Source organism: Arthrobacter sp. ISL-69 (assembly GCF_018613775.1).
In the GTDB taxonomy this organism is placed as follows: Bacteria; Actinomycetota; Actinomycetes; order Actinomycetales; family Micrococcaceae; genus Arthrobacter.
This window is the reverse complement of sequence record NZ_JAGGPO010000018.1, coordinates 103,154-116,645: the sequence shown is the minus strand read 5'-3', so window position 1 is coordinate 116,645 and position 13,492 is coordinate 103,154. Positions and strand designations below refer to the sequence as shown.

Below are 13,492 nucleotides of genomic sequence, written 5' to 3'. Positions count from 1 at the left end.
GGTCCGGGCGGGCAGTGCTTCAGGATGCGGTTCACAGTTGCTCCTTTGCAAAAGGCTGAGTGAAGGGCTGGAAGTAAAGCCAGTGGTCGGCGGCCGTCCGGTCCATATGGTCTGAGTTTATATGGAATCTAAATTTAGTTCCTCAAGTATTATGTGGTGCAAAGCACAGAGAGGTCAACACCATGTCTGAAATGACTGCTGCAACGCCCCAGCTTTTGCGGCGCGTGAGCGCCGGAGCGGTGCTGGAATTCATGCGCGCCTCGCAGGCGGTGACGGTCACTGAAGTCATGGAAGCCACCGGACTCACCCGGGCTACAGCAATCTCCGTGTGCGAGGACCTCATGCATCGCGGCTGGATCACGGAGCTGGAAAACCAGCGGGCATTTGGCGGCTACCAGAAAGGCAGGCCGGCACGGCGGTTCGAGCTCAACGAGCGCGCAGGCTATGTCCTGGGCATGGACGTGGGCATCTCCAAGGCCACGGTGGTGGTGTCCGATCTCCGCGGCAAAACCCTGGGCCGGTCCAGCCAGCCGTTCGCCGGTGCCGAAATTTCGGCCGAGGAACGGATCGCCGTCATTGACCGGACCGCCATGATGGCCCTGCACGGCGTGGGGGCCTCCCCTGACTCCGTGCTCGCCGTCTGCGCCGGCATCGCGGCCCCGGTGGACCGCAACGGCGACGTGCTGGTGACCCAGCACTTCTGGGGACTGTTCGACGTCGGCCTGAAGGCGGCGCTGCTGGACCGGCGCGGGTGGACTGTGCTGCTGGAAAACGACGCCAACCTCGCCGCTCTGGGGGACCGCTGGCGCGGGGCGGCGGCCGGCGTGGACGACGTCGTGGTTATCCTCGCCAGTGAACGGCTGGGTTCGGGAGTGATCGACGGCGGGCGGCTGCTGCACGGCCGCGGGGGCGGTGCCGGTGAGCTCGCCTTCCTCGACATGGTCGAGGGCGTGGGCGACACCTTCGGCATCGCATCCCTGGCGAGGGGATGGGCCGCAGACGCCCTTGCCGGCAAGGCCAAAACCTCACTTCGTGAGCACTCCGGCGCAGGCGTCGAGGCGGAGCACGTTTTCGCCGCTGCCGCCGCCGGAGACGCCGTTGCCCTGAAAATCCTCGACCGGCTGGCAGACAGGATGGCCAGGGTCATCGGGGCCGTGGCCACCATGATCAACCCCGAGTTGGTGGTCATTGGCGGCGCGGTGGCAAACTCGGCGGGCGTGCTGCTTGGGCCGATCGCCGAACGACTGAAGGAGTTCACGGCCACTCCCCCGACGGTGGCGGTCTCCCCCCTCGGCGACTCAATCGTGACCGTGGGTGCCGTGCGGTGCGCCCTGGACTACGTCGAGAAAAACACCCTTGACCTGGAGCTTGCGGCCCCGGACTAGGCTGGGCATCGTCGGCGGGAGCAGCCTACTCCGGCATGATCATGGTGCGCAGGTCCAGCTGGCGGAGCACGCGGTCCGCGACTTCCGGGTCCATGTCCGGTTCGTTCCGGGCTGCCACCACTTCCTGGCGGGCGGCATCGAGCGCAATGGTCTGCACGGCAATGGCCAGTTCGCGGCCGCGCTTGCGCTTCTCCCCCACGCTTTCGTTCTTCAGGCTTCCGTCCAGGAGCTCCGCATGCAGGCGCGTCATCTTCTCCTTGACCAATGCCACCTTCTCCGGCGGGAGCTCCTTCATGAGGTCGTTGTCCTTCAGCGCGGCGACGGCAGCCTGCTGCGCCCGCTTGGCCAGCACCCGGGCGGCGTCGCGTTCCTCCGAACCGTCCCCGGTGGCCTTCAGCACCTTCATCAGCCAGGGCAGCGTCAGGCCGGGCAGTACAAGCGTGGCCAGCAGCACCGCGCAGGCGATGACCAGCAGCTGGTCACGCGCCGGGAAGGGAGTGCCGTCCGCCAAGGTCAGTGGCAGGGCCAGGGCAAGCGCCAGCGTCGCAAGGCCCCGCATGCCGCACCAGGTCAGGATCAGGACCTCCTTGGCCGACGTGGGCTGCAGCAGGTTCTCCCGCTTGCGTGCCGAGGCCGCCAGGAGGGCGAGCCACAGGAACCGGACGGCGAACACAATGATGCACACCACCACCGCGGTTCCGATCATGCCGTAGATTTCAGTGCCTTCGTCGTGGATGACGTGGCGGATTTCCAGTCCCACCAGCCCGAACGCCAGCCCCGTGACCAGTAGCTCCACCACGTCCCAGAAGGCCGTGCGCGTGACCCTCTCGGCGGCGTCCTGGGGCCGGGAGTGGCGCTGCATCTCCAGGGCGGTAACGACGACGGCGATCACGCCGGAGGCGTGCACCTCCTCGGCGAGGATGTATGCCGCGAAGGGCACCACGAGGGTGACCGAGCTGCGGGCCACCATGGACGCCACGAGCCGCGTGATCAGCGCCGTGACCCAGCCCATGGCAATGCCGACCAGCACCGCGACCGCCGCCCCTACAAGGAACTTGAGGACGACGTCGGGCCCTATCCGGCTGCCGGAAACGGCGGCGGCAACGGCGGCCTGGAAGATGACGATGGCGGCGGCGTCGTTGAAGAGGCCCTCGCTCTGCAGGACGGTGATGAGCCGCCGCGGCATGTGCACCCGGCCGGCCACGGATTCCACGGCAACGGGGTCCGGCGGGGCCACCATGGCGCCCAGGGCGATGGCGGCGGGGATCCCGATTCCCGGGATCATGAGCCAGGCCGCCCCGGCCACCGCGGCGGTGGACACGATCACCAGGGCCACGGCGAGCATGATCAGCGTGCGCCAGCGGACCCTGAACACAGCCCACGAGCTGCGCTGGGCGGTGGCGAACAGGAGCGGCGGCAGGAAGATGGGCAGGATCAGCTCCGGCGAGATGTCCATTTCCGGAAAGCCGGGGATGAACGTCAGCGATGCCGCCAGGATCAGCATAAGCACCGGATAGGGCAGCCGGAGCCGGTCCCCCAGGCCCACGGCCACCACCGTGGCAAGCAGGAGCCCGATAATGAGTGCCAGCTGGTCCATGTGCTCACTTTCCCCGAAGAGGAGGTGCCCGCGGGGATGCGCAGGCGCCTCCTCCACGATATCGGGTGCGGGTCGGTGCCACCCCCCGTTTAGTTGCCGGGCTCCAGCGCCGCGGCGACCGGCAGGGTGCCGTCGCGGAATTCGATGGTGCGGCCGGCGGTTTCCGGCAAACCCAGGACGGCGGCCGTCACGAGGGCCACATTGGCGCGTGAGGTGGCGGTGCCCGCGGAGGTGTCCGCCGGGTTGACGTCGATCAGCCCGTTGCCCGGCCCCTCCGTCAGCGACCCGGGCCCCAGGATGGTCCAGGCCAGGTCCGTGCCGCGCAGGTACTCGTCCGCGGCGGCTTTCGCCTCGGCGTAGGCGTGGAAGCTGTTGTCGGCGGGAACTCCGTGGTCGGGTCCCGCACCGAAGTAGGACACCATGATGTAGCGCCCGACGCCGGCCTCCGCCGCCGCGTCCATCGAACGGACGGCGGCGTCCCGGTCCACCGCATAGGTGCGGTCGGGGCTGCCGCCGCCGGCACCGGCTGACCACACCACGGCGTCATGGCCGCGGAGGGCGCCGATGAGTTCCGCCGTCGTCGTGTGTTCAACGTCCAGGACCGACGGCGTGGCGCCCGTCGCCGCGACGTCCTCCGTATGGTCCGGGTTGCGGAAGAAGGACGTGACGTCCTCACCGTCCGCCACGAGGATTCTGGCCAGTTCCAAAGCCACTTTGCCGTGGCCGCCGATGATTGCGATGCGCGTCATTGACCCATTCTGTCGCAACGGCCAAGTGCCCGCACCGTCGCTCGCAACGGGCTTAATCAAAAGCAGATCCTCCCACCTGGAGCGGGTGGGAGGATCTGGTGCCCGCAGGCCCGGGGATCGGGCTACGAGTAGGTCAGGCTGAGCAGCAGGGCCTTCAGCTGGGCGTATTGTTCGCTCGCCATCCAGGCCTTCGCGGCATCAGGGGTGGCGAAGACGGGCTGCTTTTCGAAGTCGAACACAACGTAGGCAGACATGACGCCGTTCGGTAAGGGAATCTGGTTGGTTCCGGACTGGGACTGCGCCGGAAGGAACTCCTGGGCGAGCCGGACGTCCATGAAGTAGTAGAGGGAGGAACTGTCCGCGGGCTCCGTGGGTTCCGGCATCCCGGGATAGGGGACGGGGAGGACCTGGTCTGAGGCGAAGCCAAACTCGGCGGGGATCCCCGAGGCGTCGGTGATCCCGGGCACGGGCGCATGGTCAAGAACAGTACGCTTGACGCTGCCCGCGGCGCCGTCGCCATACATCCCGCTGAGGACCCGCGCCACCTCGGAGCCGGAACCGTCAAGCACCACTGCGTACACGGAGCCGGCCTTAGCCTCCTCGGTCAGGTAAGGCCCCTGCTCCGTCCTGACACTCCAGTCGTCAGGGTAGGCAAAGGAAATGTGCCCGTCGGGGAAGACGAAGGTCTGGCGGGGGGCCGTCTGGGGCGGCGTCCCCGTCGGCGAAGGCTCGCCGTGAGGCGGTACGGTCGTGGTGTTCTCCGCAAGGGGCGGCGCCACCGACGCAGCCGGCGTCGGCATTTCCGATGCACTCGGCACTGGTGTTTCCGATGCAGTGACGGTGCCCGCCGGCCCGGGCGCGGAAGTCAGCGGACCAAGGTTGGTGGCCGCCAGGACACCCACGGTGACAGCTGCCGCTGCCAAGGTGACCACACCGGCCAACCGGGCCCGCCGCAGCCTGCGTTCCGCGAGCGAAGTTTCACCCGCAGGGAGGCGATCGCTGAACGCGGCCGGTTCGGACAGGATGTGACGAAGCGCCTCTTCGCCGTCAGGTGCGGACGGATCCTTGTGCAACGGATCCGCGGCGGAAATAGTGTTCTTGATCGGATCCATCTCAGGCACCCATCCTCTGTGTGATCATTTCGGCGCCCGCAGGCATCTGTTTCCGGAACGCAGCCCGCGCCCGGTGCAGCCGGACTTTGGCCGCCGACTCGCTGCACTCCAACACGCCGGCTATCTCCGACGTGTCCAGCCCGTCCCAGTAGGCCAACTGGAGAATGTCCCGGTCCTTCTCCCGCATGGCTGCCATGGCATCGTGCACGGCAACGATTTCGGATCCATGCCCGCCGGCCAGCACAGCGGCGGCGCGCAGTTTCTCCTGCAGCGCCTGCTGACGGTCACGGCTCCGGTACGCATTCCCGATCAGGTTCCGGGCCACGGTGAGGAGCCATGCGATATCCGTCCGTGGTGCATCTGCCCACTTCTGCCACGCCACCCGGAAGACGTCCGCAGCGATTTCCTCGGCCACTTCCGGGGATTCCACTCTTCGGCGGACGAACCGGAAAACGCCTGCGTAGCTGTCTTTGTGTATGGCGATGAACGCCAATTCACGCTCGGAAAGCACGGTTCCCCCTGATGTAGTGTCCTGAGCCGCCTGTCATCTGTATTGTTTCCGGCACCCACCCAGAGGTTACCCACACCACAGAATTTTTTCGGCTGATGCCTGCGAGTCCGATCCTAGGAAGACCGACCGTGACCAACCGCCCGGTCGACGAAGTACTGCTGCGCCAGGGTCCAGAGGTTGGTGGTGGTCCAGTAGATAAGGACGCCGATGGGGAACACGATGCCGCCGGCGCCGAAGATGACCGGCAGGACGTAGAGGATGGCTTTCTGCTGGCGCATGAACGGAGTCGCCATGGCCTCGTCGGTCATAGTTCGAGCCATGATCAGCTTCTGTGTAATGAACTGCGCTGCCGTCATCGCCAGGATCATCACGATCGAGAGGATCCACACCGCCACAACATTGCCGCCCGGGGGCGTGCCATGAAGCATGGTGGCGGACAACGGGGCGCCGAAGATGCTGGACTGATCAAACTGCACCACCTGCTCGTGGCTCATGGCACCGATGCCTTCGGCTTGGTGCGCTGCAGTGCTGATGCCGGAGAGCACCTGGAACAGGGCCAGGAAGAACGGCACCTGGATAAGCATGGGCAGGCACGCCGAGAACGGGTTGGTGCCGTGCTTCTTGTACATTGCCATCTGTTCCTGCGCCATGGCCTGGCGGGAGAGCTGGTCGGTCTTGCCGCGGTATTTCTCCTGGAGCTTTTTCAGGTCCGGCTGGAGCAGCCGCATTCGGCGCTGGGCGTCGAGCTGCTTCAGGAACACTGGGATCAGGGCGGCACGGATGACCAGCACCAGTCCAACGATGGAAAGCGTCCACGTCCAGCCGTCGGCCGCCGGCATGCCAATGGCGCTCAACCCCTCATGGAAGCCCACCATGATGATGGAAACCAGCCATTGGAACGGAAGCATGATTGTTTCAAAGTCCACCGAGATCCCCATCCGCTTGGTGCTGCAAAGCTACGGCGAAACAGGCCGGTTGTCACGGTCCTGGCGGCGGGGACACCCCAACGGCTGAAAAACAAAGAACCCCCGGAATCTCAAGGATCCCGGGGGTTCTGCCTGGTAGCGGTGGGGAGGCTCGATCTCCCGACCTCACGATTATGAGTCGTGCGCTCTAACCAACTGAGCTACACCGCCACGAATGAGAAAAACCTGCATCAAGCCGGTCAAAAACCGCCTTGACACAGGCCCTCATTCAGAGCCCCCCACCGGAATCGATCCGGTGACCTCGTTCTTACCAAGAACGCGCTCTACCACTGAGCTAGGGGGGCAACGAGTAAATACTCTACCGGAAGATTCCGCTCCCAACAAATCGGCGGCGGGACAGGTCCGCGAGGCTGGAAAATCCGCCGAAAAGCCCGGAATTCCAGGCATTTCGCCGCTGTCGGCGGACCCCGTGACGCTCTCCGCAGCACTGATGTGATGAAGCCAACACAGGGTGCCGGTTAAAGAAAAACGGGCCGGCTGATTGCCGGCCCGTTCTTAGTGTCTGGTGTTGCTAGTGGTTACCACTTGCCCTTGCGGTTGAAGCCGCCCTGGCCGCCTTCGTTGCCGTGGCGGGGCTTGCGTGAGCCGTCACCGTGGCCGCCGAAGCGGGAGTCACTGGCCTGGCCGCGGGTGGCGCCGCTGTCAGCGCCAACAGTGCGCTCCGAACGGTCGCTGTATGAACGGCCGCCGCGGTCAGCGGAGGAACGCTCGCCGTCGCTCTTGCGGAATTCCTTCTTGAACCCGCCGTTGCCCTTGAAGTTGCCGCCACGGTCGCCGCCGCCGGAGTAACCGCCGCGGTCGCCGCCACGGTTGCCCTGGTAACCGCCACGCTCGCCGCCGCCACCGGACGGCTTGCGGCCGTTGTCCAGCTCGAGGTGGATCAGCTCGCCGCCGATCCGGGTGCGGGACAGGGCCTTAAGCTGGTCGGCGCTCAGGTCCGCCGGAAGCTCCACGAGGGAGTGGTCCGAGCGGATGTCGATGCCGCCGATCTGTGCGGAGGAAATGCCGCCCTCGTTGGCAATGGCGCCAACGATGGAACCCGGCATGACGCGCTGGCGGCGTCCGACGGCGATCCGGTATGTGGCGTTGCCCTCGGTCAGGGTGCGGGTGGGGCCACGTGAACCGAAGCCGTCCTTGGCGCGTTCGCGCTTCTGGAACTCGGGAGCAGCAGGCAGTTCCTTGACCAGGAGCGGCTGTCCGCCCTGGGCCATCACGGCAAGTGCTGCAGCGATCTCGGCGGCCGGAACGTTGTGCTCTTCCTCGTAGGAGGCAATGAGGTCGCGGAAGGCCGAGACGTCTTCGGACTCGAGGGTCTCCGTGATGCGCTCGGCGAACTTGCCCAGACGAAGCGTGTTGACGGTCTCGGCCGTGGGCAGGTGCATCTGCTCCACCGGCTGGCGGGTCGCTTTTTCAATGGAACGCAGCAGGTACTTCTCCCGCGGGGTCATGAACAGCACGGCGTCACCGCTGCGGCCTGCACGGCCGGTGCGGCCGATGCGGTGCACGTAGGACTCGGTGTCGTGCGGGATGTCGTAGTTGATCACGTGGCTGATGCGCTCAACGTCAAGGCCGCGGGCCGCGACGTCGGTGGCCACCAGGATATCGATGCGGCCTTCCTTCAGCGCATCGACAGTCCGTTCGCGCTGCTGCTGCGGGATGTCACCGTTGATGGCGGCAGCCTGGAAGCCGCGGGACCTCAGCTTGTCAGCCAGGTCCTCGGTGGCCATCTTGGTGCGCACGAAGGCGATGACGCCGTCGAACTCTTCAACCTCGAGGATGCGGGTCAGCGCGTCGAGCTTGTGCGGGCCCATGACCTGCAGGTAACGCTGGCGGGTGTTCGCACCGGTGGTGGTCTTGGACTTCACCGAGATCTCGGCCGGGTTGTTCAGGTACTGCTTGGACATCCGGCGGATCTGGCTCGGCATGGTGGCCGAGAACAGGGCAACCTGGCGGTCGGACGGCGTCTGCTGGAAGATCTGCTCCACGTCTTCGGCGAAGCCCATGCGCAGCATTTCGTCGGCCTCGTCCAGCACCAGGTACTGGAGCTCGGACAGGTCCAGGGAACCCTTGGAGATGTGGTCGATCACACGGCCGGGAGTACCGACAACCACCTGGGCACCGCGGCGCAGGCCGGCGAGCTGGGGGCCGTAGGCGGAGCCGCCGTAGACGGGGAGGACAGTGAAGTCGTCAATGTGCTTGGCGTACGAGGTGAAGGCCTCGGCAACCTGGAGCGCCAGCTCACGGGTGGGAGCCAGGACCAGGGCCTGCGTCTTGCGGGACGGGCCATTGAGGTCGTGGAGCTCAGCCAGGCGGGACAGTGCCGGTACTGCGAATGCTGCAGTCTTACCGGTGCCGGTCTGGGCCAGCCCCACGACGTCGCGGCCTTCAAGGAGCAGCGGGATGGTGGCTGCCTGGATGGGTGAGGGCTTCTCGTAGCCGACATCCTGCAGGGCGGCAAGAACGCGGGGGTCGATGCCGAGGTCCACGAAGCGGATGCCTTCGGCTTCAGTGTCAGTTTCGCCGCTCGTCGGGTCGGCCTTGGGGGCTTCTTCAGACTTCGGGGCTTCAGCCTTCGGGGCTTCTTCAGACTTCGGGGCTTCAGCCTCGATGGCTTCTTCAGCGGCAGGCGCTTCGGCAGGTGCCGGGGCCTCGGTGAAGACGGGGGCAGCGCCGGCTACCGGGGTAGCGTTTTCGGCAGGGGTGTCGACGGTTGCGGCTTCGGCGGTAGCGTCGTTGTGAATTTCGGGCATAGGGGAGTTTTCCTCATCCATAGGGGGCCAGGCGGCACAACCCGAGGTGAGCGGAGCCGCAGTACATGTGCCGTTTGGACGCCGGGCAGACATTGACCGGCCGGTCACGTAGAAGTCCGGCGCTTTCGCAATCCCGTGGCAGGACTTCCCGCTGCATCTCTTGGCTGCTATCCCAGCAGTCTGTACAGCGTTTTCTTTAGCCGGCTCTCCCTATGAAAATGCCCGCATCGCTTGTGCGGGCCCCAACACTTGCCAGTCCTGCCTCAAAAATTGGGCAGGAATAAGGGATTTCCGGAGTGGGGGATATTTCAAGTGTAAGGCATGGTTCCGCGTTGCACTAACCCGGAGGTGGCCCAGGGGCGGTGACGTTGCGCACACGGGGCCGCACAGCGGGCGCACATGGGGCCGCACAGCCCGCCCGAAGCCGGTGGAACTAGACGCCCAGGCGCCGCTGAATCTTCTCGAATTCGTCGTGGTACTCCGGCTGAAGGCGGATCTCGCCGTCCGCGTCTGCATCACGCAGCGCTTCCATATCCTCGACGGTGGCCTCGCTGAACCACTTGCCGACGGTCACGCCGTGGGTGGGAACAAACAGCCGGTGGATATGGTCGCCGGCCTGGATGGTCCCGGTCCTGATGACGCGGAGGTAGGTGCCCACCCGGCCCGCTTCGGTGAAACGCTTGACCCACTGGGACTCGTCCATGCGGCGCTGGAACGTGGCACACGGGACACGGGGTGAGGTGACCTCGACTTCGACGTCGAGTCCGATCTTCCACCGTTCGCCGATCACCGCGGTGGTGGTGCCGATGCCCGCGACGCGCAGGTTCTCACCGAAAATCCCGGGCGGCAGTTCGCGCTGCAGTTCACCCACCCAGTAGTCGGCGTCGTCCTGCGAATAGGCGTACAGCGCCTGGTCCACGCCGCCGTGGTGGATGCGGCTGGCCTGGACGTCCCCATGGAGCCCGAGCTTGTGAACCTTGACCGGGCCGTCGACGGCACGTTTATCGATGGCGGTAACGCCCACGCTTCCCTCATCGCTCAGAAGCTGATGTACCCGGCAGACGGCAAGCACAGATGCGGTGTCCATGGCACCAGTGTAGGCGGGCGGGCTAATGGCCGCTTCACGGATCGAAGCGGTACCCCATTCCGGCCTCCGTGTGCAGGTGGCGCGGGTTGGCCGGGTCCTGCTCCAGTTTGCGCCGCAGCTGGGCCAGGTAGACGCGAAGGTACTGGGTCTCTTTGGCGTACGCCTGCCCCCACACCTGGGTGAGGAGTTGCTGCTGGCTGACCAGTTTTCCTGCATTGCGCACCAGCAGTTCCAGGATGTTCCACTCCGTGGGGGTGAGCCGGATTTCCTTTCCGTCCCGGACCACCTTCCGGGCGGCGAGGTCCACCACGAAGTCCGCGGTTTCCACCGTGGGCGCCTCGCGCTGCGCCGGGGAACGCCGGGAGGCCGCCCGCAGCCTCGCCAGGAGTTCGTCGAGGCCGAACGGCTTTGTCACGTAGTCGTCCGCCCCGGCGTCGAGGGCATCCACCTTGTCCTCCGAGGCGTGGCGGGCCGACAGCACGATGATGGGCACCGAGCTCCAGCCGCGGATCCCCCGGATCACGTCGACACCGTCCATGTCCGGAAGCCCGAGATCCAGCACCACGATGTCCACCGGGTGCTGGGCTGCCAGCTTCAGTCCGTCCGCTCCGAAGCCGGCGCTGATTGCCTGGTAGCCGTGGGCGCGGAGGTTGATCTGCATGGCCCGGGCCAGCTGTGCCTCGTCTTCGATAATCAGCACCAAGGTCACGGCAACGGCCCCTCCCACAGCGGCAGGGTGACCACCATGGTCAGCCCGCCGCCCGGCGTCGGCTCCGCTGCGAGCGTGCCCCCCATGGCTTCGGTGAAGCCGTTCGCCACGGCAAGGCCAAGCCCGATCCCGACGTTGCGTCCGCCGTCGGTGCGCTGGGAATCGTTGAGCCGCTGGAACGGCCGGAACATGTCCAGCACGGCCGCCGGGGCCACTCCGGAGCCCTGGTCCACCACGCGGAATTCGCTGGCGGGGCGGCCCGCAAGCGCGATCCCCTCCCCCGCCCGAGCCGTCAGCACCACGTCGGCCTCCGGCGCGTATTTGAGCGCGTTCTCCACCAGGTTGGCCACCACGCGCTCCAGCATCCCGGCGTCGGCCTCCACCCGGGGAAGGTTGGGCGGCAGTTCCACCCGGATCCGCCCTGGGGGCAGCCCCTTCAGCGCATCGGGCAGCACGTCCACCCACCCCAGTCCGCGCAGGAGCGGGTTGACGGAGTCAGCCGTAATCCGGGACATGTCCAGGAGGTTGCCGATCAGGTGGTCCAGGCGGTCGGCCGAATCCTCGATGGTGGCGAGCAGCTCGCGTTCATCCTCCGGGGAAAACCGCACCTCCTCCTGCCGGAGGCTGCTGACCGCCAGCTTGATCCCGGCCAGCGGTGTGCGCAGGTCGTGGCTGACGGCCCTCAGGATGGACGTGCGCATCTTGTTGCCCTCGGAGAGACGCTGGTTGTCCTGCCTGCTCGCCACCAGCTGCCGGCGTTCCAGGATGGCCACCAGGAACGCGCCAAAGGCGGCCAGCATCCGCTGGTGCTGGCCGGAAAAGGGCTGGCCGGCCGGTGGGCCGCCGTTGATCAGCAGGGTGTACCGGGAATCGACGGCGGCGGTGTGGTCGGCGGCCGCATGGGTCACCGGCGGACTGGTCCCGGCGCTGGCAACCACAGTCCATTCGGTATTACTCCCCGGTCCGCGTCCCGGTCGGCCTGCCGCAGCGGATCCTGTGCCGCCCGGGCCGGCCGCGCTGCCCGGGCCGGGCGGGGAGCTTCCGGCCAGCAGGGTCACGGCGTCCACCGCCAGCCTGCTGCGGACCTTCTCGAGGAACGTCTCCAGGCTGCCGTCGGAACTGAGGATCCGCAGGGAAAGCTCACTCAGTGCGGTGGCTTCGGCCCCGGACCGCGCGGCTTCCTCGGCCCGACGGGTCGCCAGGCCGACGGCAAGGGCCACGCTGCAGGCAACCGCCAGGAACACCAGAAGGGTGAACAACGTGGAGGGATCGGCGATGGACAGCGAGCCCACCGGATCGGCGGAGAAGTAATTGAGGAGCGTTGTGCCCAGGACGGCTGCCACGACGGCGGGCCAGAGTCCCCCGATGGCAGCCACTGCGACGGCGACGGCGAGGTGCAGCAGCATGATGATGCTGAAGTTCCGGTACCCCGCCAGCGTCACGAGCACTTCCACGGCAGGCGGCAGGACCACGGCAAGGACCATGCCCAGGGCGAAGCGGCTCCGTCCAATGCCCTGAAGCACCGAGCGCGCCGTCCCGGAACCGGCGGGGCCGGAGTGCGGGGCGCCGGAACGGGCGGGTTCAACTGCTGCCATGGCTCCATCTTGGCATGGGCAGTTCTCCCCCTGTTTCCCGTTACCAGGACCTCCCTCCAGGCACTAGGCTGACTTCAGGATTGACACAACTGTGCCTTGCCGTCCGCGTGGCCACGCGTATTGCAAAGCGGGCGGCCACGCAGCATTGGCGCGCGTGGGCGGTCACAGATTCAGCATGGACAACCAAGGGGGACCCATGGAGCCGCAGGACCCGAACAAGGATCCTTCGAAGGATCCAAAGAAGGATCCGAAGAACAACCGTTCCGGACCGCAGCGACCGGACGGCGAGTCAGCGGCGCCCGGCGTGCCCGGGGCTTCGGGACCGGGCTGGATGACCTCGCCCGACGATTTCACGCCGCAGCCCCACGATCCCGCTACCGGCCAGCTGCCGCCCTGGCAGGTTCCCAAACCCGAGCTCCGCCCAGACCTGCTCGGCGATTCGGCAGCGGCAGGCGCCCAGCCCGAAGCAGGAAGAAAGGCAGGACGCCGGCAGAAGGGCGCGGCTGCTGGTCCTGGTCAAGGCCCGGGCACGGCGCCCGGAACCGGACCGGGATCCGGACCTGGACCTGGACCCGTGATCGACCCCTTCGAGCGCGAACGCGAACGGGAAGCGGCGGCACGCAAGAAGCGCTCGCAACGCCGTACCGTCGTCGTCGGCCTCGGCGTTACTGCCCTGCTGGCGGGCACCATCACCGCCATCGTGGCCAGCAACGAAGCGGAGGCCGACTACGCGCAGGTCTGTTTCAACGATGAAACCGGCGAGCGCGTGGACGACGCCCAGTGCGACAACAGCAGCAGCGCCGGACGGAGCTCGGCCATCTACGCCTGGTACTTCTACTCGCGCGGCGCCAGCGTCCCGGCTGTCGGGCAGAACCGCTCGCAGTACACCGGCTTCACCAAGACCGTGCCGCAGGGGGCCAAAACGTCCAAGGGATACAGCACCAAGGGCGGAACGGTCAGCAGGGGCGGCTTTGGCAGCAGCTCCAAGGGCGGAAGCACGGGAGGCTAGGC

The 13,492-nt window shown here is 66.7% G+C and carries 10 protein-coding genes, 2 tRNA genes and 1 pseudogene; 2 read left to right on the top strand and 11 right to left on the bottom strand.

The annotated features are described in order from the left end of the window. The first annotated feature begins 182 nt into the window (after window positions 1–182). Window positions 183–1,385, top strand: coding sequence for an ROK family protein (locus tag J7I79_RS12750; protein WP_214953681.1), 1,203 nt, complete (start codon window positions 183–185; stop codon window positions 1,383–1,385). Between the two features lie 25 nt (window positions 1,386–1,410). On the opposite strand, the gene J7I79_RS12745 is transcribed toward J7I79_RS12750, so the two are convergent. The 11 genes and pseudogenes from J7I79_RS12745 to J7I79_RS12695 all read right to left on the bottom strand — a co-directional run bounded on the left by J7I79_RS12745 (window position 1,411) and on the right by J7I79_RS12695 (window position 12,481). Next, the gene (locus J7I79_RS12745) at window positions 1,411–2,982 is read right to left on the bottom strand and encodes a Na+/H+ antiporter (protein ID WP_214953679.1); all 1,572 of its coding nucleotides are present in this window, start codon (window positions 2,980–2,982) and stop codon (window positions 1,411–1,413) included. A gap of 89 nt (window positions 2,983–3,071) precedes the next feature. After that, window positions 3,072–3,731: an NAD(P)H-binding protein gene (locus J7I79_RS12740; RefSeq protein WP_214953677.1), complete on the bottom strand. Its 660-nt coding sequence runs from the start codon at window positions 3,729–3,731 to the stop codon at window positions 3,072–3,074. A 122-nt stretch (window positions 3,732–3,853) separates the two neighbouring features. After that, a complete protein-coding gene (locus tag J7I79_RS12735; RefSeq protein WP_214953675.1) occupies window positions 3,854–4,843 on the bottom strand; it encodes a hypothetical protein in 990 nt (329 codons plus the stop codon). 1 nt (window position 4,844) lies between these two features. Then, the gene (locus tag J7I79_RS12730; protein ID WP_214953673.1) at window positions 4,845–5,354 is read right to left on the bottom strand and encodes an RNA polymerase sigma factor; all 510 of its coding nucleotides are present in this window, start codon (window positions 5,352–5,354) and stop codon (window positions 4,845–4,847) included. 140 nt (window positions 5,355–5,494) lie between these two features. Further along, a pseudogene (yidC, locus tag J7I79_RS12725) lies at window positions 5,495–6,292 on the bottom strand (membrane protein insertase YidC); the annotation flags it as partial. A 121-nt stretch (window positions 6,293–6,413) separates the two neighbouring features. Further along, a tRNA-Met gene (locus J7I79_RS12720) sits at window positions 6,414–6,490 on the bottom strand. Between the two features lie 62 nt (window positions 6,491–6,552). Then, window positions 6,553–6,624: transfer RNA gene (locus J7I79_RS12715), tRNA-Thr, on the bottom strand. A gap of 234 nt (window positions 6,625–6,858) precedes the next feature. Beyond that, window positions 6,859–9,090, bottom strand: coding sequence for a DEAD/DEAH box helicase (locus J7I79_RS12710; RefSeq protein ID WP_214953669.1), 2,232 nt, complete (start codon window positions 9,088–9,090; stop codon window positions 6,859–6,861). 433 nt (window positions 9,091–9,523) lie between these two features. Continuing rightward, complete coding sequence (locus tag J7I79_RS12705; RefSeq protein ID WP_214953667.1) at window positions 9,524–10,177, bottom strand: MOSC domain-containing protein; 654 nt, start codon at window positions 10,175–10,177, stop codon at window positions 9,524–9,526. 34 nt (window positions 10,178–10,211) lie between these two features. Next, entirely contained in the window at window positions 10,212–10,886 is a 675-nt protein-coding gene (locus J7I79_RS12700; protein ID WP_214954284.1) for a response regulator, read from the bottom strand. Beyond that, window positions 10,883–12,481 (bottom strand): ATP-binding protein, encoded by a 1,599-nt coding sequence (locus J7I79_RS12695; RefSeq protein WP_251042754.1) that lies wholly within the window; start codon window positions 12,479–12,481, stop codon window positions 10,883–10,885. Before J7I79_RS12695 ends, J7I79_RS12700 begins: the two co-directional genes overlap by 4 nt. Window positions 12,482–12,812: 331 nt before the next feature. Between J7I79_RS12695 and J7I79_RS12690 the strand changes: the two genes are divergently transcribed. Continuing rightward, window positions 12,813–13,490 (top strand): Tat pathway signal protein, encoded by a 678-nt coding sequence (locus J7I79_RS12690; RefSeq protein WP_251042787.1) that lies wholly within the window; start codon window positions 12,813–12,815, stop codon window positions 13,488–13,490. Window positions 13,491–13,492 lie beyond the last annotated feature (2 nt).

Coding starts and splice junctions, on each gene's coding strand:
- J7I79_RS12750 (WP_214953681.1), top strand. CDS start 183: ATGTCTGAAATGACTGCTGCAACGCCCCAGCTTTTGCGGCGCGTGAGC.
- J7I79_RS12745 (WP_214953679.1), bottom strand. CDS start 2,982: ATGGACCAGCTGGCACTCATTATCGGGCTCCTGCTTGCCACGGTGGTG.
- J7I79_RS12740 (WP_214953677.1), bottom strand. CDS start 3,731: ATGACGCGCATCGCAATCATCGGCGGCCACGGCAAAGTGGCTTTGGAA.
- J7I79_RS12735 (WP_214953675.1), bottom strand. CDS start 4,843: ATGGATCCGATCAAGAACACTATTTCCGCCGCGGATCCGTTGCACAAG.
- J7I79_RS12710 (WP_214953669.1), bottom strand. CDS start 9,090: ATGCCCGAAATTCACAACGACGCTACCGCCGAAGCCGCAACCGTCGAC.
- J7I79_RS12705 (WP_214953667.1), bottom strand. CDS start 10,177: ATGGACACCGCATCTGTGCTTGCCGTCTGCCGGGTACATCAGCTTCTG.
- J7I79_RS12695 (WP_251042754.1), bottom strand. CDS start 12,481: ATGGCAGCAGTTGAACCCGCCCGTTCCGGCGCCCCGCACTCCGGCCCC.
- J7I79_RS12690 (WP_251042787.1), top strand. CDS start 12,813: ATGACCTCGCCCGACGATTTCACGCCGCAGCCCCACGATCCCGCTACC.